General features: G+C 55.8%; 16 protein-coding genes, 1 tRNA gene and 1 pseudogene. 11 read left to right on the forward strand and 7 right to left on the reverse strand.

Annotated elements, in window-relative coordinates:
- Positions 1 to 33: 33 nt before the first annotated feature.
- Complete coding sequence (locus tag ABLQ08_RS24340; RefSeq protein ID WP_352947587.1) at positions 34 to 630, reverse strand: cytochrome P460 family protein; 597 nt, start codon at positions 628 to 630, stop codon at positions 34 to 36.
- 190 nt (positions 631 to 820) lie between these two features.
- Positions 821 to 4,261 carry a pyruvate carboxylase gene (pyc, locus tag ABLQ08_RS24345; RefSeq protein ID WP_352947590.1) on the reverse strand — a complete coding sequence of 1,147 codons (3,441 nt, stop codon included), beginning with the start codon at positions 4,259 to 4,261 and terminating at the stop codon, positions 821 to 823.
- A 799-nt stretch (positions 4,262 to 5,060) separates the two neighbouring features.
- Here pyc and ABLQ08_RS24350 point away from each other — a divergent pair.
- From ABLQ08_RS24350 to ABLQ08_RS24370, 5 genes are all read left to right on the forward strand, one after another.
- On the forward strand, positions 5,061 to 8,180 hold the full coding sequence (locus ABLQ08_RS24350) for a helicase-related protein (protein WP_352947591.1): 3,120 nt from the start codon (positions 5,061 to 5,063) through the stop codon (positions 8,178 to 8,180).
- Between the two features lie 20 nt (positions 8,181 to 8,200).
- Complete coding sequence (locus tag ABLQ08_RS24355; RefSeq protein ID WP_352947594.1) at positions 8,201 to 8,581, forward strand: RNA-binding S4 domain-containing protein; 381 nt, start codon at positions 8,201 to 8,203, stop codon at positions 8,579 to 8,581.
- A 225-nt stretch (positions 8,582 to 8,806) separates the two neighbouring features.
- A complete protein-coding gene (gene fdxA / locus ABLQ08_RS24360) occupies positions 8,807 to 9,139 on the forward strand; it encodes a ferredoxin FdxA (RefSeq protein ID WP_352947596.1) in 333 nt (110 codons plus the stop codon).
- 454 nt (positions 9,140 to 9,593) lie between these two features.
- On the forward strand, positions 9,594 to 10,178 hold the full coding sequence (locus tag ABLQ08_RS24365; protein ID WP_352947599.1) for a CarD family transcriptional regulator: 585 nt from the start codon (positions 9,594 to 9,596) through the stop codon (positions 10,176 to 10,178).
- 203 nt (positions 10,179 to 10,381) lie between these two features.
- Positions 10,382 to 11,245, forward strand: coding sequence for an RNA polymerase factor sigma-32 (locus tag ABLQ08_RS24370; protein WP_352947602.1), 864 nt, complete (start codon positions 10,382 to 10,384; stop codon positions 11,243 to 11,245).
- Positions 11,246 to 11,269: 24 nt separating this feature from the next.
- Here ABLQ08_RS24370 and ABLQ08_RS24375 read toward each other — a convergent pair whose 3' ends face one another.
- Entirely contained in the window at positions 11,270 to 12,322 is a 1,053-nt protein-coding gene (locus ABLQ08_RS24375; RefSeq protein ID WP_352947604.1) for an alpha/beta hydrolase family protein, read from the reverse strand.
- A 144-nt stretch (positions 12,323 to 12,466) separates the two neighbouring features.
- Between ABLQ08_RS24375 and ABLQ08_RS24380 the strand changes: the two genes are divergently transcribed.
- On the forward strand, positions 12,467 to 13,567 hold the full coding sequence (locus ABLQ08_RS24380; protein WP_352947606.1) for a helix-turn-helix domain-containing protein: 1,101 nt from the start codon (positions 12,467 to 12,469) through the stop codon (positions 13,565 to 13,567).
- Between the two features lie 38 nt (positions 13,568 to 13,605).
- Here ABLQ08_RS24380 and ABLQ08_RS24385 read toward each other — a convergent pair whose 3' ends face one another.
- Both ABLQ08_RS24385 and ABLQ08_RS24390 read right to left on the reverse strand, forming a co-directional pair.
- A complete protein-coding gene (locus ABLQ08_RS24385) occupies positions 13,606 to 15,087 on the reverse strand; it encodes a M48 family metalloprotease (RefSeq protein WP_352947609.1) in 1,482 nt (493 codons plus the stop codon).
- 16 nt (positions 15,088 to 15,103) lie between these two features.
- Complete coding sequence (locus ABLQ08_RS24390) at positions 15,104 to 15,925, reverse strand: hypothetical protein (protein WP_352947612.1); 822 nt, start codon at positions 15,923 to 15,925, stop codon at positions 15,104 to 15,106.
- Positions 15,926 to 16,328: 403 nt separating this feature from the next.
- Between ABLQ08_RS24390 and ABLQ08_RS24395 the strand changes: the two genes are divergently transcribed.
- Positions 16,329 to 16,405: transfer RNA gene (locus ABLQ08_RS24395), tRNA-Arg, on the forward strand.
- Positions 16,406 to 16,474: 69 nt separating this feature from the next.
- Positions 16,475 to 18,034 carry a HEPN/Toprim-associated domain-containing protein gene (locus ABLQ08_RS24400; RefSeq protein ID WP_352947615.1) on the forward strand — a complete coding sequence of 520 codons (1,560 nt, stop codon included), beginning with the start codon at positions 16,475 to 16,477 and terminating at the stop codon, positions 18,032 to 18,034.
- Positions 18,035 to 18,477: 443 nt separating this feature from the next.
- Here ABLQ08_RS24400 and ABLQ08_RS24405 read toward each other — a convergent pair whose 3' ends face one another.
- Positions 18,478 to 19,350 (reverse strand): hypothetical protein, encoded by an 873-nt coding sequence (locus ABLQ08_RS24405; protein WP_352947618.1) that lies wholly within the window; start codon positions 19,348 to 19,350, stop codon positions 18,478 to 18,480.
- Positions 19,351 to 19,913: 563 nt separating this feature from the next.
- On the opposite strand from ABLQ08_RS24405, the gene ABLQ08_RS24410 reads away from it, so the two are divergent.
- From ABLQ08_RS24410 to ABLQ08_RS24420, 3 genes are read left to right on the forward strand one after another with little or no spacing between them, the layout of a single operon-like run.
- Entirely contained in the window at positions 19,914 to 20,228 is a 315-nt protein-coding gene (locus ABLQ08_RS24410) for an ArsR/SmtB family transcription factor (RefSeq protein WP_352947621.1), read from the forward strand.
- Positions 20,225 to 20,614, forward strand: a complete 390-nt coding sequence (locus tag ABLQ08_RS24415) for an SRPBCC family protein (RefSeq protein ID WP_352947624.1) — start codon at positions 20,225 to 20,227, stop codon at positions 20,612 to 20,614. Before ABLQ08_RS24410 ends, ABLQ08_RS24415 begins: the two co-directional genes overlap by 4 nt.
- Before the next feature lie 46 nt (positions 20,615 to 20,660).
- Entirely contained in the window at positions 20,661 to 21,266 is a 606-nt protein-coding gene (locus ABLQ08_RS24420; protein WP_352947627.1) for an ATP-dependent Clp protease proteolytic subunit, read from the forward strand.
- Positions 21,267 to 21,366: 100 nt separating this feature from the next.
- Here ABLQ08_RS24420 and ABLQ08_RS24425 read toward each other — a convergent pair.
- Positions 21,367 to 21,711, reverse strand: a pseudogene (locus ABLQ08_RS24425) (IS6 family transposase); the annotation flags it as partial.
- Between the last annotated feature and the right edge of the window lie 13 nt (positions 21,712 to 21,724).

Below are 21,724 nucleotides of genomic sequence, written 5' to 3' on the forward strand. Positions count from 1 at the left end.
CCCACGTCTTCCGCCACCACTTCACTGGCATGCCTATTTGATCCGGGCATCTTCAACCGGATAACCAAGACCGCCCTGCTCGCCGAAATTGCCTTGATGGCATTCGCTGCAGGCAACGAGCACGTTGACCGCCTGCGGCGTGCCGTTGGGTGCTACCATCATGTAATACCAGTCGTCGGTTTCAGGGGACTTGCCGGCTGCCACCTTCTCCATGAGGAACAGAGGCCCCGGGCTTGCCTTGCCATCGTCGTTCACGGCAAAGGATTCCTTGGCGATCTTGGTGCCCGCCGGAATGTTCACATTCTCCGGCTTGTATTTCAGATATTCATCCGCTCCGATGGAATTGACGTAAGTGACCAGAAACCGCCCACCGTGAAAACCGGGAGCTGCCGGAAAAGCGCTCACCTTGGTCCAGCCCGGATAATCCTTGACGAAATCCTCGGGTATCCAGCGTTTCGGCCCCTTCTGGTACCCCGCCTGCAAATCCGCCTTCAAACAGTCGTAGACCGCCTCGGCCTCGGCGCCGGTCAGTTCGTCGCCGGGTTTTTTCGCGTCGCAGGCCGCATGAGCGGATGCCGTTAGTAACAGGGACGCAATGGCGCCGCCCAGCCAAACAGGTAGCTTCCTCATCATTCTCTCCCATAGCTACCGCCTCAAAAGAGACAGGACGGGAAAAGCATCCGGGTGAAGCAAGCTCGCGTTCAATTCACATGAAGGGTGACCATATGTGAACTCGCGTGATCGAAGAAGATTATGTAAATGAATTCAGATAATTAGTGAGCGGATCGCGTCAACGTGCGATCCGCTCACCTTTGCTCGATCAGCTTTCAAAGACGACCAGAAGGTCCTTGGCGTCGATCTGCGCTCCAGGCGTAACCAACACTTCCTTCACGGTGCCGTCACGTTCTGCATGGAGCGCGGTTTCCATTTTCATGGCCTCGATCGACACAAGAACGTCTCCGGCCTTGACTTCCTGACCGGTCGCGATCGCCACCGTGGAAATGACACCGGGCATCGGCGCGCCGACATGGGAAGCGTTGCCGTCTTCCGCCTTGCGCATGGCCGCTGCGCCGGTGGCGCCGTGAGCCCGATCCGGAACCTTGACGTTGCGAGGTTGGCCATTGAGCTCGAAGAACACCTTCTTCTCGCCCTTCTCATCGGTTTCACCGATGGCCTGGCAGCGCACCACAAGGGTCTTGCCCGGCTCCAGGTCGACGAAGATTTCCTCGCCCGCCTCCAGTCCGTAGAAATAGACCGGCGTCGGCAGGACCGACGTCGGACCGTATTGCTGTTGCGCCTTGTCGAAGTCCGTGTAGACCTTCGGGTACATCAGATAGGAAGCAAGCTCGGTGTCGTCGATGTCATGACCGGTCGCCGCAGCTGCCGTTTTGCGCTCTGCATCGAGATCAGCCTCGTCCAGAAGCGAGCCGGGACGAACGGTAATCGGCGTTTCACCTTTGAGCACCTTGTTCTGCAGGGCTCCCGGCCAACCGCCCGGAGACTGACCGAGGTCGCCGTGCAGCATCTTCACGACACTGTCCGGGAAGGCAACGTCCTTTGCCGGGTCCTCGACCTCTTCAACAGTGAGGCCCTGGCTGACCATCATCAGCGCCATGTCGCCGACAACCTTGGACGACGGTGTCACCTTGACGATGTCGCCGAACATCATATTGACGTCCGCATAAGCCTGCGCGACCTCGTGCCAGCGGGTTTCAAGCCCCAGGGAACGGGCCTGTTCCTTGAGGTTCGTGAACTGACCACCGGGCATTTCGTGCAAGTAAACTTCAGACGCACCGAAGCGCAAGTCGCTTTCGAAGGCGCGGTATTGAGTGCGCACAGCCTCCCAATAGAAAGAGATCTGACGGATCGTCTTTGCATCGAGACCGGTGTCTCTTTCGCTGCCGCGCAGCGCCTCCACAATGGATCCGAGACATGGCTGAGATGTCAGACCGGAAAGCGCATCCATGGCCGCATCGACCGCGTCCGCTCCTGCCTCAACGGCTGCCAGAATTGTTGATGCCGCGATGCCCGAAGTGTCATGCGTATGGAAATGGATCGGCAGATCCGTTTCCTGCTTCAGTGTCCTGATCAGAACCTTCGCGGCTTCCGGTTTCAGGAGGCCCGCCATATCCTTGATACCGAGAATATGGGCACCAGCTGCTTCGAGCTCCTTCGCCAGACCGACATAATATTTCAGATCATACTTCGGCCGCGCGCTGTCCAGCATGTCGCCGGTGTAGCACAGCACACCTTCGCAGAGCTTGCCTGCTTCCTGGACGGCATCCATGGAAACACGCATGTTTTCCACCCAGTTGAGGCAGTCGAAGACCCGGAACAGATCGATGCCGTTGTCGGCAGCCTGCTTGACGAAGAACTTGACCACATTGTCCGGATAGTTGGTGTAGCCGACACCGTTGGAGCCGCGCAGCAGCATCTGCAACAGGATGTTCGGCGCCTTTTCCCGGATGTGATGCAATCGCTCCCACGGACTTTCCGTCAGGAAGCGCATCGCCACATCAAAGGTTGCACCACCCCAGCATTCCAGCGAAAACAGCGAGGGCAGACCCGCGGAATAGGCATCCGCGATGCTGACGATGTCATGGGTACGCATGCGGGTTGCCAGCAACGACTGGTGGGCATCGCGCATGGTGGTATCGGTGATCAGCGCTCGCTTCTGCGCTTTCATCCAGTCGGCAAAACCTTTCGGGCCGAGATCGTCCAGCAACTGCCTGGTACCGGCTGGCTTGTCGTCGCCGAAATCCGGAACCACAGGCGCTGCAACATCCTTCGGCGGACGCGCCCGGCTCTTGGTTTCCGGGTGACCGTTGACGGAGACATCCGCAATGTAGGTCAAAAGCTTGGTGGCACGGTCCTGGCGCTTGGTCTGCTCGAACAGGGCCGGCGTGTCGTCAATGAAGCGGGTCGTGTATTTGTTTGCCCGGAAATCTGCATGATCGATGATGTTTTCAAGGAACACAAGGTTGGTTGCAACACCGCGAATACGGAATTCGCGCAAGGCGCGGTCCATGCGCTTGCGCGCATCTTCTGCGGTTGGCGCCCAGGCAGTGACCTTTTCCAGGAGCGGGTCGTAAAAGCGGGTGATAACCGCGCCGGAATAAGCTGTACCACCATCGAGACGAATGCCGAAGCCGGTGGCGCCGCGATAGGCGGTGATGCGGCCATAGTCCGGAATGAAGTTCTGCTCCGGATCTTCCGTGGTGATACGGCACTGCAGAGCGTGGCCGTTGAGCCGGATATCCTGCTGGGCCGGCACACCGCTTTCCGGTGTTCCGATCTTTGCACCGTCCGCGATATGGATCTGGGCCTGAACGATATCGATTCCGGTAACCTCTTCGGTCACCGTATGCTCCACCTGAACGCGCGGATTGACCTCGATGAAGTAGATGGCTCCGGTGTCGGCATCCATAAGGAACTCGACGGTACCGGCCCCCCGGTAGTCAACCGCCTTGCCGATCTTGAGACCGTACTCGCATAGCTCCGTGCGTTTTGCCTCCTCCAGATAAGGCGCCGGCGCGCGCTCAACGACTTTCTGGTGGCGACGCTGGATCGAACAGTCGCGCTCATAAAGATGGACGACGTTTTCGCCGTCCCCGAGGATCTGAACCTCAACGTGACGCGCCCGCTGAACCAGTTTCTCAAGGTAGATCTCGTCCTTGCCGAAAGCTGCCTTGGCTTCGCGCTTGGCCGCCAGGACTTCTTTTTCCAGCGTGGCCTCATCCGGGATCACGCGCATGCCGCGTCCGCCGCCGCCCCAGGAGGCTTTCAGCATCACCGGATAACCGATCTCCAGCGCCTGACGCTTGATTTCTTCAATGTCGTCCGGCAGTGGGTCGGTCGCCGGCATGACCGGCACACCGGCCTCGATCGCCAGATTGCGCGCGGCAACCTTGTTACCGAGACGGCGCATGGTTTCCGACTTCGGGCCGATAAAGGTGATGCCGGCCTCTTCGCAGGCGTCAACGAATTCCGGACTTTCCGACAGGAGACCGTATCCCGGGTGAATGGCATCCGCGCCGGCATGTTTGGCAACACGGATAATCTCGTCGATGGACAGATAAGCCTCGATCGGGCCGAGTCCCTTGCCCACCTGGTAGGCTTCATCGGCCTTGAAGCGATGCAGCGCCAGTTTGTCTTGCTCTGCATAGATGGCGACGGTCTTCAGACCGAGCTCGTTAGCTGCCCGGAAAACCCGGATCGCGATTTCGGACCTGTTTGCAACGAGAATTTTTGTTATCGCCAAACGCCCTCTCCTCCTAATTTTACGCAAAAGCGGAGCTGATTTTGGCAAGATTTCTACTTTGGTCGGAGGCGCTTGAAAAGGGGCAGAAATGATGTCCTTTTTTTTACCAGGAAAAATATTTTGCGCCTGCACCCGTAACTCTTGGAAAAAGAACGCATATTCGCCGATTTTCCCGTCGAATGCTTCGGTTCGAAAAAATTTGCAGCGCAGCAAAAATTGGCAAAATTCAGATTTGAGAACCGACAAAAATCGCGTTTTTCATGTTTTGCCCCGGTTTGAGACAGACTGATTAATGCGCATGACGACGAAGATCGGCGATCAAAAGTCCAAAGCCAGCTGATTAGACCTCATCACTGCCAAACCTACTAGATGTTGTAAGAACAAAGCTGAAACACTTTCAAATCACCGATTCGTCCGGGATTCGTTCTCCATGTGTCCAATCGTTAACAAATGTCAGAGTCCAGAAATCCGAGTAGTTTTTTAAAAATTAATCATTGACACGGATTCGCCGCAATTCACACCACCCCTCCCGAACTGAATCAAACCATTGACCAGATTCATGATTTCGTACCAACCCGAAGGCAGAAGACCACATCTTGTAGGGAACAAATCCTGAATCAACGAGAGTCAGCGATTCGGTTTCGGTTTGTTCCAGAGTCGTTCTCCACAGGAAACTTTTCTTCGCAATTTCCGTCACTTCACCCCAAAAGAATTAGCGACACGGCCAGTCCTGGTGTGCTAGACACGCGACACTAGATATAGGCGCAGAGCCGAAAGAAAGCCGACCACAACCAATTCCATGTCCCGCCCTCAGCCCCTGCCGCTGCCTCCGTCAGCCCGGTCCCGCACTGTGACGGCAGTCCTCGGACCGACGAATACCGGCAAGACCCATCTCGCGATCGAACGCATGCTGGCACAGCCTTCCGGGCTGATCGGCCTGCCGTTGCGATTGCTCGCGCGCGAAGTCTATGGCCGCGTTGCTGACAGGGCAGGACCAGAATCCGTTGCGCTGATCACCGGTGAAGAGAAGATCATCCCGGACAATCCGCGCTTCTGGGTGTCCACGGTTGAAGCAATGCCGCTGGATCTGAACACGGAATTCGTTGCAATCGACGAGGTGCAGCTCGCCGGAAATCTCGATCGCGGCCACGTGTTCACCGACCGCATCCTGAACCTGCGCGGCAAATCGGAAACGCTGCTTCTGGGCGCTGCGACCATTCGGCCGCTTCTGGAAAAACTTATTCCCGGCCTCAACGTCGTCACGCGGCCCCGCATGTCGGTCCTGGAATATGCAGGTTCGAAAAAGGTTTCCCGCTTGCCGGCCCGATCCGCTGTGGTCGCATTCTCGGCCGACGAAGTCTATTCCATTGCCGAACTGATCCGGCGTCAGCGTGGCGGTGCGGCGGTGGTACTCGGCTCGTTAAGTCCGCGCACCCGCAATGCGCAGGTCGAATTGTTCCAGAACGGCGATGTGGACCACCTGGTTGCGACCGATGCCATCGGCATGGGCCTCAACCTCGACGTTCATCACATTGCGTTCGCAGGAAACCGAAAATTCGACGGTTATCAGTACCGCCAACTGACCCCCGCGGAGATGGGACAGATCGCCGGACGCGCCGGCCGGCACACCAAAGACGGCACCTTCGGCGTGACCGGACGGGTCGATCCGCTGGATGATGATCTTGTCGAACAGATCGAAAGTCACCACTTTGACGGCTTGAAAGTGCTGCAATGGCGCAACAGTTCGCTGGATTTTTCATCCACCGGCGCCTTGCGGCGAAGCCTTGATACCGTCCCGAAAGAAGAGGGTCTCGCTAGGGCGCCCACTGGTGACGATATTACCGCGCTTGAACATTTGTTGCGCGATAGCGCAATATCTGGAATGGCAACAGGGGCAAAATCAGTCGAATTGTTATGGGACGTGTGTCAGGTCCCCGACTATCGTAAGATCGCCCCGGCAAACCACGCAGAGTTGTTGAACACGATCTACACACATCTGATGCAGGACAATTACATCGCGGATGACTGGTTCACCCGTCAATTGGCCTTCGCAGACCGCACAGATGGTGATATCGACACACTCGCGAACCGGATTGCACATATCCGGACCTGGACCTATGTCGCAAATCGCCCTGACTGGCTGGCCGATCCGGCCCACTGGCAGGGGGAGACACGCGACATTGAAGATAAACTATCTGACGCCCTTCACGAGCGGCTGACACAGCGCTTCGTGGATCGGCGGACAAGTGTATTGATGCGACGTTTGAGAGAGAACGCAATGCTGGAAGCGGAAATTACATCGAGCGGCGATGTGCTCGTTGAAGGTCAGCACATCGGAAATCTGCTTGGCTTCCGGTTTGCCCCTGATGCGGCGGCAGAAGGACCGGATGGCAAGACCGTCCGGGCTGCCGCACAGAAAGCCCTGACCACTGAAATCGAAGCCAGAGCGGAAAAGCTTGGGAAATCGGAAAACGCCGATTTCGTGCTCACGTCCGATGGAGCCATTCGCTGGCGCGGAGAACCCGTGGCCAAGCTGATGGCCGGCGAAGACGTGTTGACACCAACCGTGCTGTTGCTGGCGGACGAACATCTGACGGGGTCTGCTCGCGAAGCCGTACAGGGACGTCTGGACCTCTGGATCAAGGCGCAGATCGATACGCTGCTCAAGCCTCTGATGGATCTGAAGTCCGGCGAAGGTCTCGAAGGTCTCGCAAGAGGTATCGCTTTCCGCATCGTTGAGGGGCTCGGCATTCTCGAGCGCCAGGACGCCGCCGATGAAATTCGCCAGCTGGATCAGGACATGCGCGCTGGCCTGCGCAAGCATGGCGTTCGTTTTGGCGCCTACACTATTTTTGTCCCGGCCCTGCTGAAACCCGCGCCAAGCCAGTTACTCGCACAACTGTGGGCACTGAAGCACGGTGCGCTCGACATGAACGGCATGGCAGAGCTGCCACAGCTTTCAGCATCCGGGCGTACGTCGATCCCGGTTGACGAAAGCATCGAAAAAGCCCTTTACAAGGTCGTCGGCTTTCGGGTTTGCGGCCCACGCGCCGTGCGTGTCGACATTCTGGAACGTCTGGCGGATCTCATTCGACCGCTGATTGCCTGGAAGCCTCTGGACGCCGAAGTCTCCCCTCCGGAAGGTGCGATTGAGCAAGGCGGCGGCTTCACTGTCACCGTTGCCATGACGTCTCTGCTCGGCTGCGCGGGTGAGGATTTCTCGGCTGTCCTGAAGTCTCTCGGCTATCGGGTCGAGACCAAAGAGGTTCAACGACCGGTCACGGCCAAACCTGCCAGTGAGCAGGAGAGCGGTGACACCACCAAGGCTCCGGAAGCTGTTGACGCTCCGCAAGTCGCGTCTGAATCCACGCAGTCGCCTGATGCACGGGAAGAGGTTGCTCAATCAGCAACGGCTGAAACTGCAGAGACTGAGGTAGCTGAAGCGATTGCAGCTGAAGCCCCGGCCGGGGACCCTGACACGGCAGTAAACGTTCAGGCGACTGTAGATGCACCGGCGGAAGTCGCTCAAAATCCGGAAGAAGCAGCACCTGAAGTCTCAGGCGAAACTGCGGCTTCTGGTGACGAAGCAACTGCTGAAGCGGAAATGGAAACCGTCACCATCGAAATCTGGCGCCCGGGTCGGCACGATCGTCGTCCGAGAGGCCGTCATGACCAGCGGCGCGGAGATAACCGCAGAGGGTCTGGTCCAAAAGGCGGCCAGGGCGAGAAGCGTCACGGCAAGGGCGGCGGCAAAGGCGGCCCCAATCGCAACCGCGGTGGTCATTCGCATGGTCAGAAAGGCTTCGACGGCGGCAACCGGCGCGGCAACGCTCCCAAGGACAAGCCGATTGATCCGAACTCACCGTTTGCAGCCCTTATGGCGCTGAAGGCCGATATGGACAGCAAGGACAAGAAGTAATCTCTGCCGCACAAACACAAATGGCAGGCGGCAACCTGCGCATAGACAAGTGGCTCTGGTACGCCAGGGTCACAAAGTCCCGGTCTCTTGCCCAGAAGCTGGCGACATCCGGTCATGTCCGCGTCAACAAGGACAAGATTGCCTCCGCCAGCAAGACCATCAAGGAAGGTGACGTTCTGACAATCGTGTTGGAACGCAGGGTCCTGGTCCTTAAGGTCATCGCACTTGGCACCCGGCGCGGCCCTTATGAAGAAGCCCGGAAACTATACGAAGACCTGTCCCCCCCGCCACCGCCCAAGAAAGAAGCGCCACCGCCACCTCCGGGCCAACGTGAAGCGGGGTCGGGCCGCCCGACGAAGCGGGATCGGCGTAAATTGGACGCCTTTCGTCGCGACGACTGAAGCAAAATTCTGAAAGAGCTGCAAAAACAGAATAACATTCTCTTGTAACGCCGGATTGCGTCATCCTGTGCGCTTGCGCGCATCCGACAAAAACGATACCCAACTGCGATCAGAGAATTGAACCGTGCGCCTCCCATGGATTGTGCTGCACGAATATAACCGCCGGATAAAGCTTGAGATACATTTCGACGTTCTCATGCAGGGTTGGCACGAAGCGAGGATACGATGACCTACGTCGTCACGGACAACTGCATCAAATGCAAATACACCGATTGTGTGGAAGTCTGCCCGGTTGATTGTTTCTATGAGGGTGAGAACTTCCTCGTCATCAATCCGGATGAATGTATCGACTGCGGTGTATGCGAACCGGAATGCCCGGCTGAAGCCATTCTCCCCGACACTGAACCTGGTTTGGAGAAGTGGATAGAGGTAAACGCAGAGTATTCGGAGAAATGGCCGAACATTACCGAGAAGAAAGATCCGCTTCCGGAAGCTGAAGAGTTTGACGGCAAGGAAAACAAGTTCGAAAAGTTCTTTTCGCCAAATCCGGCGTCCTGATTCGCTTTAGACGCTTGCGTCAGACTGACGCAAGCGTCATTTCGGCATTAAGCGATTGCAATTTCATCAGGAAATCTATCGGCTGCCGCGCAAGTAAGGGCAGGCGGGACATGGTGTTTGCGCACTGCAAAAGAGCAGTACTTTAATTTTCCACAAAAGTATGTTACAAGTGGAAGATAGTCGCCAACCATGAGAACAACCCCCAAAACGGAGTCTTGAAAACGTGTTCGGGTCTTTTCGATACCGGACAACGCAAGATCCCGGCAGCTCATCTGTCTGAGATTAGGTTTTATAGTGGAAATCGGCGACTGACCAGCCCTGACACGCCGCATATCAACAGGCGTTCCACATTGGATCGCTCGGCGGGGTTCGTGTCGCATAAGAACAGGTGACCGCACAGCGGTCCTTCCCGGCCCTAAACGGGCCGATTAACTGCGCAGGAGAGAATACGAGTATGGCAACGAACACCAAAAAGACCGCGCAGCGTCAAGGTTTCAAGACTGGTGAGTACATCGTGTACCCGGCTCATGGGGTCGGCCAGATTACCGCCATTGAAGAACAGAATGTTGCGGGTCACTCTTTGGAGTTGCTCGTTATCGTTTTTGAACAGGACAAGATGACCCTACGGGTTCCTGTCGCCAAGATCGCTTCCGTTGGAATGCGCAAGCTCGGCGATCCGGCAGCCGTCAAGAAGGCTCTGGAAACCGTCCGTGGCCGTCCGCGTGTCAAGCGGACCATGTGGAGCCGCCGCGCACAGGAATATGAAGCAAAAATCAATTCCGGCGATCTGATCGCAATTTCCGAAGTTGTTCGTGACCTTTACCGGTCCGAAAGCCAGCCGGAGCAGTCCTATTCCGAGCGCCAGCTTTATGAAGCTGCCCTCGACCGCATGGCACGCGAAATTGCTGCCGTGAACAAGTGCTCCGAAACGGAAGCTGTCAAGCAGATCGAGCAGAACCTGGCCAAATCCCCAAGCCGGGCAAAAGCTGCGGCGGAAGTTGATTCCGACGATGATGAGGACAAGGAAGAAGCCGCCTGATTTCTGCGGCATTCTCTGGTCTGTAAAAATGAAAGGGTCCGGCTCGTTTCCGGACCCTTTTTTGTTCAGTTTATTGTCGAGTGCACGCCTGATCGCGCACCAATCACAAAGAAGTGCACAAAATATGCCCCTACGGTAGCAATAAGTGATCTAACCTAAGCTCTGGTACGTAAATTCACCGATAACTTATCGGAGCGTCGAATATGTCCCTGAACGAAAAACGTCAGCTGGTTCAAGCCGCTATGAAGGCCCCCTACCTCTCTCGTGAAGAGGAGCTGGAGCTTGCGGTTCGCTGGCGCGAAAACAGGGACGAAAAAGCACTCGAAAAACTCTCGCTTTCACACATGCGCCTGGTCATTGCAGTCGCTTCGCGTTTCCGCAATTTCGGTCTAAATCTCGGAGACCTGATACAGGAAGGCCATGTCGGCTTGCTTGAGGCTGCAGCTCGTTTCGAACCGGCTCGCGAAGTCCGGTTTTCAACTTACGCAACATGGTGGATCCGCGCATCCATCCAGGACTATATCCTGCGGAACTGGTCCATCGTACGTGGCGGGACCTCTTCATCGCAAAAGGCACTGTTTTTTAACCTGCGGCGGCTGCGCGCCAAACTCTCGAGCAATCAAACGCCCCTGACCGACAGCGAACTTCACCAAAAAATCGCGGATGCGATTGGAGTGAAGCAATCCGATGTCGCCTTGATGAATGCGCGCTTGTCCGGACCGGATACCTCTTTGAACGCGCCTGTAACCGACAGTGACGGCTCCAGCGCCGATCGGCAGGATTTTCTGGTTTCCGATGCTCCACTTCCGGACGAAATCGTAACCGGTAACATCGATGCCGAGCGACGCAGAAAATGGCTGAAATCGGCACTGGAGGTTCTCAGTGAGCGCGAACTCAAGATCGTGCGCGAGCGCCGATTGACCGAAGATGGTGCAACCCTTGAAGCGCTCGGGCTGAAACTCGGCATCTCCAAGGAACGGGTTCGGCAGATAGAAAGCCGCGCCATGGAAAAGCTCAAATCAGCTCTTCTGGCGGTACAGCCGGACCAGGCCGTATATCGCGCCTAGTCCGTAATTGCGCTGATTCAGTCCTCAATTTTCAAGCTCCTCAGATGGACCCGGCTCGGGGTTCAGCACGAATGTCGCGACCGCCCTTGTTATCTGCCGATGGATTTCTGCGCGATCCACCCCTGCCGGATCGTCACAAACGGGATCGTCTTTTTCTTCCTGTAAAATCTTCGCTCCCTGCTCCGTACATTCATCCAGAAAAGTGAAGTGATTGGCGGGAGACAAGGTGACATGCGTCACGTGTTCCAGCTTGCCGATCAGGTTGCTGCCGGTCGGTCCGATGTCAGCCGCATTCCAAAGGTTCCGTTGCCCCAGACTGATCAGTTGAACTGGGAGCTTCATCCGCTCGACGCTTTCATCACGCACCGCGTAGGTAAAACCGGGATCAATGGAGACGACGGCCTGAACGCGGTGATCTCTGCCGTTTGCAGCCAGGCCATCCGACATGACTGCCAGATCGACATCCCCTTTGGCAAAGAACACACAGTCCTGCGCCTTGTCGCCAAACTTCAGGCAATACTCGGCATATGTATTCGGTTCAAAGGTCACGCCACCCAAGCTCAGTGCAGTCGCTCCACCAAGAGAAAACCCGGCAGCAACGATCCGATTTTTTTCGATGAACCGGGAAAAATAGGGGTCGTTCAAAAGATGATCGAGAGCGGCGCTCAGATCAGCTGCCCGTTCAGCCGGCTGCAGGGAGCGACGCGGAGAAGAGTCTCCCGAAGTGGATCCCGGGTGGTTCACTCCAACAACGATGATGCCTTTCTTGGCGAGTGATGAAAACAACCAGGAAAGTGCATCCATATTTCCACCCGATCCGTGGGAAAAAAGCACGATCGGGTAGCGCCCTTTCCTGACACCGGCACCAACGAGAGCTTTCGTTCCCTTGAAAACCGGTCCCTTGCCGATAAAGCCGGCATAGGTTCGAGTGCCGGCGGGATACCATACAGACCCTTGCAACCGGGCAGGACGATGAGCAGCGGATACAGAGAACCGATCATATCCGGCAAGCTCCGGATCGGCAGCAAAGGCGGAAGCCACGGGCAGAAGGGAAAGCGCAACCAAAAGAGACTTCATTTGTCCGGATCCATTTCTATTTCTGACAAGGATCCGTTACTGAATTCTGCGTCAATGAACGTCCTGAAACCGGAAACAGGTCGCCTCGAACCGGTTTTCGTCCTATCGCAATCACCTGTTCACGAACGCACGAACGAGCTGAGTATGATTGTATTGCCCCTTCCGATGTTTGTCGCCTTGGTGCTTGGCTTCCTTTTCGTACAAGGCGTGCTCGCCAGAAACCGGCCGGCGCTGTTTTCCGCGCTTCTTCTCGTGTGCGCACTCCAGAACCTGATCGTTGCTCTGGCGCAATATTACCAACTGGCTCCGGCCTGGAAACTTCAGCCGGTGAGCGCATCGTTGATACCGCCTCTGGCATGGCTTGCATTCGTTTCCGCTTCCATACGCCCCGTAACACTTGCAAGAGACTGGATTCACGGGTTCGGCACGGTGTTCATCGCCTTTTGCGCGTTTTTCGCGCCGATCACGCTGGACATTGCGCTCATTGCGCTGTTCTTCGGATACGGATCGGCGATTCTCGCAAACTTGCACCTCCATCGGGATGCCTTGCCTCTGGTCCGGCTGGATACCGGCACCATCCCTCAGAAAATCTGGACCGCAATGGCCGTTTCCTTGCTGTTTTCGGCTCTGACCGATGCGCTGATCGCATCTGCCGTTCTGGGTGGAAATCTGAGCTGGGCCCCCAAAATCATCAGTGCCGGTTCCGTCGCTTCTCTATTTGCAATCGGCGTTTTGAGCCTGTCTCCCGATTTGCGCGCGATTGATCCCACTCCGCTTTCAGCATCCGCTGAAGGCACTCCACTGAACGAACCTCTGACATCGAAAGCGGATTTTGAACTGGTTGATCGCCTGAATGAATTGCTGCAGTCCAGAAATCTCTATCTTGACCCCGGTCTGACACTCAGCAGGCTGGCCCTCAGACTGGGCGTTCCGGCAAAGAAATTGTCCGCTGCCATCAACAAGACATCGGGAGAAAACGTCTCCCGCTATATCAACGCATATCGCATTCGCCACGCATGTTCCCTGATTGAAAACGGTGCAAACGTAACAACAGCCATGCTGGAAAGCGGGTTCAACACCAAGTCGAATTTCAATCGCGAATTCGCAAGAATAACCGGGAAGACGCCCAGCAACTGGAGCAAGTCGCCTTTTCCGACTGAAAGTCAGCAGTCAGCGCAACTTAGTAAACCTGACGACCGTCATGACACATCTTGCGGCAGGCAACCGATGGATAGGGCCGGCTAAACATCCGGGTGTTCTCGCCCGGTTCCGAAGGCAGGCAGCTAGTCGACCACCAGCTTGACCGCTGTGCCGACCGGTATCGGCTTGTTCGGGCTCAAATCGTTGAGGATCGAGAAAAACTCCAACCTGCGCGACGGTTCGACCCCGCTCATGCCAACGGCAAGTTTGCGCGGAGTATCGCCCGGCTTGGCCTTGACCACCTTGATCCTCAAGGACCGCAACCGGGCACGTTCAGTCGGCGTCAACTGCTTGAAGCTGTCAATCGTCTGGCGGAAGTCCTTGTCGAAGGTGTCATTCGGCGACCGGCTGGCGAAAATGAAGCGATAACCGGTTTTCCCGATGCGAACGACCGCGATGCGGAACGACCACCCTTGAGTGATGGCTGCACCGGTAACGCCCGGAAGCCCGTTTATCGTGGTTTCGCGCACGCTTTCCGGCAGCAGGCCGTTGATCCAGCCGGACTTCATGTAGTCGACAAGACTGGAATACCTGCTGACATCGGCACCGTCGAACCGGATCGCCGTTCCCGAACCGTTGCTTGCAAGTACGGCTTCCGGGGTATTTTCCAGGATATAGCCCTTGGGTACGGAAAAACCGATCCCGAGAGCCTTGTGCAGGAATGACCTGCCTCGGACAAAGCCTTCCAACGGGTCGTCGCCAAAGAGCATGCCGTTGATCTGGCCAAGATACCGGTCGCGGTCGCGTTCACCGATCCCGGGCGCACCTATCTGGCGGGCAGAGCGAACGGCAATCTGCAGACGCTCCGGTGTCGAGGGATGCGAGGACAGGAAATCCGGCGCGGCAGAGGCCGCCTTGTCGGCCGACTGGTACTGCGCGAAGGCTGCCATGGATCTCAGGAAGCGGGCAGCGGCATAAGGATCATACCCGGCCTTGGCCAGTGTTCTGACCCCGATCGCATCGGCTTCCAGTTCCTGAACCTGGCTGAACCGTGCGAAGGACAGCTGCGAGGAGACAAGCGCCTTCCGCGCTTCTTCGGAATCCTGAACCACGTCGGTCAGGATCCTGTTTGCCAGCTGCTTGGCTTCGGCCCGCTGCGCACGTTTGATTGCGTGGCTTGCCGTTACATGAGCCATTTCGTGCGCAAGAACGGCTGCAACTTCCGACGTGTCGTTCGCCAGCGCCAGCAGACCACGGGTGACATAAAGATATCCACCCGGCAACGCGAATGCGTTGATGGCGGGCGAGTTCAAAATAGTGATCTTGTAGCTTTGCGAGGGGTCGTCCGATGCGGCAACCAGACGTCCGACAACGCTGGCAACGGCTCTTTCAGCGCCCGGGTCCTTGTAAACGCCGCCATATGTCGCGACGACGCGCGGGTGTTCTCGCGCTCCGATATCGCCTGCCAGGTTCGGTCGCAGGGTCCCGGGTGAGACCGTCCCGACACTCGCCCCGTTTCCAAGCAGCTGGCAGGAGGCAACGACAAGCGACAAAGCACCAACCAACCCGGCGCGCGCCCAGCTGCGCACCGTGCCAAGGTTTTTTCTCACCCTTGTCCGAAGCATTCTGATGTGCGGGAGTTTAGTTGATGTTTCGGCCGCCACGTCCTGCCCTTTTGTCCTCAAGTACCGCCAGTTGCTCCGGATGACGGAGCACAATCAGCGGACCGTCCCGTACCTGGACTACACCGCGAATTTCGACGGTTTTGTTCGCCAGGTCCTCTATTCGCCAACCGTTTCGCCCGAGCGCCGCGTCGAACTCTGCCTCGTCGGAGGCTTTCAGTGTGACGGTGAAATCAGTCTTCCAATATCTTCCAAAATTCAGATAGCGGGTGCTGCGCGTTTTTCCAAGTGAAACAACGCGCCCGTGCGCAATTACATATTGCCCGGCTGACGCTTCGAGTTCTTTCAGGTCAGCCGCCGAGTAGACAGGGAGGTGTTTTCCTCTCGCCCAGATGCCGGACTTTTCACCACGCGCCAAAGTCTCGGCCTGACGCAGATGATCGGCACACGGACCGGAAGCCTTGTCCGGCGCAAATACGGCAACCCCGGCTTCCAGTTCAGCTGCCTGAAGCAGCCTTGACGCATCTGCCTCACGCACGACAATCCAGGCCGGGATAAATCCCCAGCGATTGGCCGGTCCTGCCGGAATGGCTTCCAGCACCTGCCGGTTTCCGGCGGCGTCACTGCCGTGCGCAACCAGGATGGAAGACCTGTCGGAGGCATGAGATTGAATGTCCGTCGCCAAAAATCGCTGCCCGGTCCTTGAAACAAATACACGGTCGGCGCTCTTCTCCTCGACGGCAACCGCTTCGACACCGGCAGGAACACAAGCTGAGATTGCGGCGTCCGGGGAGTCGTCGGCGTTGACGGCGTTCCAGGGACTGCCGAATAGAACAAGCAAGACGGCACACGGCAAGGACCTTCTCACAAACAACCCGCCTACGCCCTTACCGATGCAGAACTTTCCCGGTAACTGCCAAAACTCCTTGAACACCTGCTGCCCTCTCAGCCCGTTCAATTCAATCGTTCTCTGCTTCAAACTACCCCTGCAGCGACATCAACAGCTCGCTCCGGAGACTAGATCCGAAGTTGTGTTTCCATCATTGACGAGAGAACGGTCACGACGAAACCACTTGCTAAGGAGCGAATAAGGCAAGTCAAAGACATTGCGCCATTCTGTCGTCAAATCAGCCCTTAAATTTCCATCTGGATGCCGCACTGATACACAATAATCCCCATCCCGCCCCGGCTTCGTCCCTGAGGGCTCGCATAGATCGAAAAATCATGCTAATCGAGCTCCTCAAGGCCCCGTAGCTCAGCAGGATAGAGCATCAGATTCCTAATCTGAGGGTCACAGGTTCGAATCCTGTCGGGGTCACCAATCTTTTCAAATACTTAACCTGTGGATGAATTTCACGTTGCGTAAGCGGCGTCCAAGTGGCGTCCAATCATGCAATCGAGTTCGGTTCTGCTTTTGGCGTTTTTGGGAGTCGGGAAAAGCTGGTTGCGTGAGGACAAAAGACCTGACCTCTGTCAAATGACCTTTTTGGGGCCGGAGGCGGACCGTCGGTTTCCGTACGAAAAGTCATTGAAGCGGACGTTCACGCAGCGCAAGTTCGCGGCTGGTTTCGGCCCAATCCTGACATTAGTGCAATCGGCCGCAAATGTCGGCTTAGACCCCAGACCGTACGGCGTCTCGCAAGTCGTTCGTGGTTTCAGAGCATCTATCCATCCGTTAATATACGGTATGGGTTCAATGATTCATCTTGCCGTAGGGCGTCTGGAAATCGACTGGGGCCAGAATTTTGGCTTCCAAGACCATTCAGCTTTGTTTCAGGGCGAGAAGGATATTGCTAATATTCCCTATTACTACGCGGGAAACCAAGTCGGAATTGACTTCGAGAGTGACACAATTTGGGAACCGATAGTCGAGCTTAAAGAAGGTTTGACCAAACCCCTTCCACTTGTGATCGACAGAATTAACTTGCTCGGTCACACCTTTGACCAATGTGAGAAGGAGTTCTTGTTCCGCGCGCAGTTCAACGACTTTGATCCTGATCGTTTCACTTTTTCTCAGTTACGCGATGCCCTCGCCAAAGTCGATGTTACGGCTCTATCAGCCGATTATGGCGATGGCGGTCAGGATTTTGGGAAGTTTTTCCGCCGAGAGCTGGCGCCGCGGCTTGGTCTCGATGCGCTAGCTAAAGATGATTTCGAGACCTATCACCGGATATCGGAGGCGATGGAGAACATGAGTGCTTATACGGTGCTTCATCTCCTCGCACGTAATCCCCACGCCGCGTCATTGCCAGTACAATGGTCGTTCAATGATATTGACACAGGGGGCTATGCGCGCCGTGAAGATTTCGTACGATTGCTCGATCCCAGCGCCCGTTTCCTGATCGTTACTGAAGGCAGCTCCGATGCCAAGATCATCCAGCATGCTCTTAACCTGCTTCGCCCTCACGTCGCAGACTTTTTCTCTTTTGTTGATATGGAAGAAGGCTATCCATTCTCGGGCACCGGCAATATGTTCCGCTTCGTGCAAGGGCTCATTGGAATAGCGGTCCAGAATAAAATTCTCGTTCTGTTTGACAACGATGCGGAAGGTCTCGCCAACCATGGTCGCTGCGCTGCGCTAAGCGTGCCTACCAACATGCGTATCCTCGCACTGCCAGACCTTCCCGACTTTACGACGTTCAGGACGCTAGGCCCAGACGGTGAGCATACTGGTGATATCAACGGACGCGCAGCCGCCATTGAATGCTATCTCGATCTCGGCGACAAGGCGCGTGTTCAGTGGACAAATTTCAACCGAGCGACCGCTTCATACCAAGGTGAACTCGAAGGCAAGACGCGTTACATGCGAAAATTCCTGGAACAGCGTGAGCGCAAAAGTGGCTACGATTACACCCGCATTGAGCAGGTGCTCGACGTCCTGATCGGCGGCGCAGTGTCAATTGCGGCTACGGAAGTAGCAGAAGAGTGGCAGCGACACTTAGAGTATTGATTTGAGTAGCAGTTTTGCGCCTAATTCTCACGCGAAGTGTCAGAACATATGCTCTAGTTACACCCCAGACGTTGCTCCGCACAAAAAACTATCTATTGCTTAGCTAGGGCATCAATCTCCCTCGGCTTTGTTCGCATTTCCGCCATTGGTTTCCGTTGCAGCAAACGTCCGCTCTCCGCCCATTTTAGTCCTTCACTCAACCTGCAACGAACGTCAGCTTCCGGGACACTATATAGAACCGATGAACGACCGATTTGGCGGGGCAATGCCGTCATTAAGCACGCGCGCGCAGTAGGTCGGCTTCGAGCCCGTTTACGACATTCCAATTCGAGAGTTTTCGCCACTTTCGGCCTGATCCGGAATTGGTATTCATTTCCAGTATTGGCGAAAATCTCACATAACAGTATGAGCTTTCAGCGCTCCGATCCACGTCCGGGTCACAGTCAGGGAAAGTTGTACGGTACGGGAACCCACCGCTTCGGATGCGTTGCGCGAGTGCGGTTCACGTACCTCTGCTCGATAGGCCAATCGGGATGTTTCACAAATTTGAAAAAATCACCAATTTGATCTTTCCAATTGTGGATCAGCCGATACTGAGCCGCGAGCATGATCGCGCAGCCACATACGGCATCAATCGCGTGCTCTACAGTAGCTCTAGAGAAATGAAGCTCCCTGTCATGTTTGACGGCATTGTAGGCATCATACCACGGCAGCGATTGGGTGGCAGCTTGCGCACTCCAACTTGAGAATGGAGAACGGCTCGGTATGGATGGATAATAGCCAAGCTGCACTTCATATTCTGTCAATCGAAGTGGCTGAAGTACTTTGACAAAGTCCACGGTTGACCAGCGGGTAGGTCCGCCCGGTGGCACATAGCCGTTGGCCGTCAGCACGCCCTTACATTCATTCTCGAATTCCATCGCTGCGAACAACAACGTATTCCGGATAAGATGTCCGTATAGCGCCATGTTGCCCGTATCTGGTTCGACAGAGTGAAAAATATTCTTGATGTTCCCTACGAGAATTGAAAGCTGATTAAGACCAGATGACAAGGACGCTTTATCGTGTGGAAGTGCAGGCTGAGCGTTCTCTGCCATGACGTAGAGCGGCCCGGGAGCAGGCATGTTGATGTAGCTGTCAGTGCCCAGTTGAGGACGAGCCATCCGTATTCGGTGCTTCAAAGCATCGAACTCACATCGCCTGAAGCTTAATTGTCGTCGAGCACCGTTTAAATGACCTGGAATATGCTTCGGATATTCGGTTGCTGCATGCGCATCATCGTCCGCTTCGAACAATCTTGCTGCGAGCCATTGCATTTAGTTGCCCGATGCGTTCCGGCAGGAAAGGAAATCCAATGGAAACCGACGAGTAGCATGGGCTGAGGCGGTTCAACGGCTTCGGTTTGGGAGGGCAAGATAAAAGGAAGTGGTGCAACACCCTTCTCCCACTAGTCTGCACATCGGGTTTCACCTGCACCAGGCGTCAAGCTTCAGGTGCAGACAAATGAAATCAAACCTTTGAAAACCATGGCAAAAACCTAGTGCAAGCAAAGCACTGACACGGTTTCAATGGGAAAAGACCCCCTAAGGGGTCCCCCTCGCGCCCGCTAGGGAGCCGTGGCTCGCCTGCGGCTGCGCCCGCACCACTCCCTTGCACTTGCTACCCCCACGCTCGCCACTTGGCAGGGGTGCAGGGCACCCCACCTTCGAAAGTGAGCCGGAGAGTCACAGTAAGTCGCAGTGTCGGCCTTCGGTCCGAACGGACACGACGATAGGTAGGTTCCCCATCACGGGTCTTTTGCAATTGAACGTATTCGGCCTGGAACAATCTCGATCAGACAAGGGTTGCGAATCACATAAGCGCGTGCTTATGTGTTATCGTGATGGAAAATGAAATATTCAAGGCTCTGGCTGATCCAACTCGCCGTGCGATCTTCGAAAAGCTAGCCTTCGGCCGCATGAATGCGAGTTCGTTGAGGGAAGGCATGGATATCAGCCAACCAGCAATGTCACAGCACCTTTCGGTCCTGTGCCAGGCCAAGCTCGTGCGCCAGGAACGGGACGGCCGTTATGTGAACTATGAAGTCGACCCGGATGGGCTCGCGCTCATCGCGAATTGGCTCGCAAAATATCGGGCCTATTGGCCAGCACGTATCGACGCGTTGAAAGCCCTACTGAAGGACATGGACCAATGAGCGATCGAGCAACCGAGGAAGAGACCGAAACAGCTGTTGCTGACGGCGCACAATCAGCTGACGTGGTTCTTGAATACGAACTCGAAGCTCCGCCGGAAAAGGTTTGGCGGGCGATCACGATCCCAGCGTTCAGAGAAAAATGGTTGCCGGAGAGGGACCTTGCCCAATCAGAGCCGCTGACAGAAGTGCCCGGCGAGGAAGTCTCTTACCGTATGAAGGATGGCACCCCACCATTTCTGGAAAGTGTCGTAGCATTTGAGCTCATACCCGAAGAGAATGGCGGTACACTCCTCAGGATCGTGCATCGGCTCACCGACATTCGTTTGATGTCGCCAATTTCTAAGGCAGCAAACAGTAATGAGCCGTTCCTGATGTTGGTTGCCTGACAAACCTTTTCTGAAAACCGAAATCTTTAAACTCAGGAGTTCGCCAATGCGCGAAGCGATGCAGCTCGTCCCGACGGTTGTTGAACAATCCAGCCGCGGAGAACGGTCTTTCGACATTTATTCCCGCCTCCTTCGCGAAAGGATCATATTCCTCAATGGGGAAGTAAATGACTCGGTGTCGGCGCTCGTCTGCGCCCAGTTGCTGTTTCTGGAAGCCGAGAGCCCAAAGCGACCAATTCAACTCTATATCAATTCGCCAGGCGGCGTGGTCACAAGCGGCTTCGCGATGTACGACACCATGCGCTATATCCAAGCGCCAGTTCACACGCTGTGCATGGGGACAGCCCGATCGATGGGCTCGTTCCTTCTGATGGCCGGCGAACCCGGCGAGCGTGCCGTACTACCTAACGCCAATATTCTGATCCATCAGCCGTCTGGCGGCTTCCAAGGACAGGCATCTGACATGGCGATCCATGCCGAGGAGATCCTGCGAACGAAGCAGCACATGACGCGTCTATATGCCGAACACTGCAATCGAACTTACGAGGAGTTCGAACTTGCGATGGACAGGGACAGGTTCATGACACCGGAAGAAGCTCTGGACTGGGGACTGATCGATCGCATCTTGGTCGAACGCGAAAAAACTGAATGATCAAATCAAGGGCATGTCGGGCGCTCAGCGGTCTCAATTCATTTTAACAAGGCTCAAATTGGCTCGGCTGCTGAAGACAATTTGCCGAGAGGTACAAGTGCTTTGCCGCTTTGGTATTGCGGGTGGCAGAGAGATAGAAATCGATGGTGTTGCCGAACGTGTCTAACGCACGGTAGAGACAGGGCCATTTTCCGCGGACATTGATGTAGGTTTCGTCGACCTGCCAACTGCCCGAAGCCGGCCGACGCCATTGCCAGCGAAGTCGCTTCTCCATTTCGGGTGCATAAGATTGAACCCACCGATAGAGGGTGACGTGATCAATGCGCACACCGCGCTCGGCCATCATCTGTTCAAGATCGCGGTAGCTGATCCCATACCGGCAATACCAGCGAACCGTCCACAACACGACATCGCCGCTGAAATGACGGCCTTTGAATGCACTCATGAAATCAACAGCC

Origin of the sequence: Roseibium sp. SCP14 (assembly GCF_040329475.1) — a bacterium.
GTDB lineage: Bacteria > Pseudomonadota > Alphaproteobacteria > Rhizobiales > Stappiaceae > Roseibium.

Bases quoted from the DNA above. Each gene is read 5' to 3' on its own strand.
- ABLQ08_RS24340 (WP_352947587.1), bottom strand. From the start codon at position 630: ATGAGGAAGCTACCTGTTTGGCTGGGCGGCGCCATTGCGTCCCTGTTA.
- ABLQ08_RS24350 (WP_352947591.1), top strand. From the start codon at position 5,061: ATGTCCCGCCCTCAGCCCCTGCCGCTGCCTCCGTCAGCCCGGTCCCGC.
- ABLQ08_RS24415 (WP_352947624.1), top strand. From the start codon at position 20,225: ATGAGCGATCGAGCAACCGAGGAAGAGACCGAAACAGCTGTTGCTGAC.
- ABLQ08_RS24380 (WP_352947606.1), top strand. From the start codon at position 12,467: ATGATTGTATTGCCCCTTCCGATGTTTGTCGCCTTGGTGCTTGGCTTC.
- ABLQ08_RS24375 (WP_352947604.1), bottom strand. From the start codon at position 12,322: ATGAAGTCTCTTTTGGTTGCGCTTTCCCTTCTGCCCGTGGCTTCCGCC.
- ABLQ08_RS24365 (WP_352947599.1), top strand. From the start codon at position 9,594: ATGGCAACGAACACCAAAAAGACCGCGCAGCGTCAAGGTTTCAAGACT.
- ABLQ08_RS24355 (WP_352947594.1), top strand. From the start codon at position 8,201: ATGGCAGGCGGCAACCTGCGCATAGACAAGTGGCTCTGGTACGCCAGG.
- ABLQ08_RS24405 (WP_352947618.1), bottom strand. From the start codon at position 19,350: ATGCAATGGCTCGCAGCAAGATTGTTCGAAGCGGACGATGATGCGCAT.
- ABLQ08_RS24385 (WP_352947609.1), bottom strand. From the start codon at position 15,087: ATGCTTCGGACAAGGGTGAGAAAAAACCTTGGCACGGTGCGCAGCTGG.
- ABLQ08_RS24420 (WP_352947627.1), top strand. From the start codon at position 20,661: ATGCGCGAAGCGATGCAGCTCGTCCCGACGGTTGTTGAACAATCCAGC.
- fdxA (WP_352947596.1), top strand. From the start codon at position 8,807: ATGACCTACGTCGTCACGGACAACTGCATCAAATGCAAATACACCGAT.
- ABLQ08_RS24370 (WP_352947602.1), top strand. From the start codon at position 10,382: ATGTCCCTGAACGAAAAACGTCAGCTGGTTCAAGCCGCTATGAAGGCC.
- ABLQ08_RS24400 (WP_352947615.1), top strand. From the start codon at position 16,475: ATGCAATCGAGTTCGGTTCTGCTTTTGGCGTTTTTGGGAGTCGGGAAA.